Source organism: Pseudomonas sp. 2822-15, from assembly GCF_002742515.1.
In the GTDB taxonomy this organism is placed as follows: domain Bacteria; phylum Pseudomonadota; class Gammaproteobacteria; order Pseudomonadales; family Pseudomonadaceae; genus Aquipseudomonas; species Aquipseudomonas salomonii.
Window position 1 is genome coordinate 1 of the sequence record NZ_LJRY01000117.1, and the last position, 325, is coordinate 325.

Below are 325 nucleotides of genomic sequence, written 5' to 3' on the forward strand. Positions count from 1 at the left end.
CCAATGGAGATTGTCATCACTAGAAAAAGCATGAAAAACTGATATTGTTTAGAGGTGCGCCCGATTTGCATGAAGGCTGTATAAACATGAACGGGCCATCGTTTCCGTCCGATCCATGTAATAAGTGCGATGATCCAAGGATATATTCTAAAACACAATAAGGTTATTCCAATAATAAAAAGGCCAGGAACGAGTAGCAATAATGGATCAATCGCGATACTCTCATCCGAGTAGTTCACAACTTGCCAATCTTGACGTAATGTATACCAACCATAGCCTGCAACTGCTAGTAGGATGACATCTATAAATAGCTTGTGCCAAATAG

At 40.0% G+C, this 325-nt stretch carries 1 protein-coding gene; it reads right to left on the reverse strand.

Going from position 1 to position 325, the window contains the following annotated elements:
* A partial coding sequence (locus AOA59_RS32795; RefSeq protein ID WP_218212186.1) for a hypothetical protein occupies positions 1–325 on the reverse strand: 325 nt, incomplete at both ends.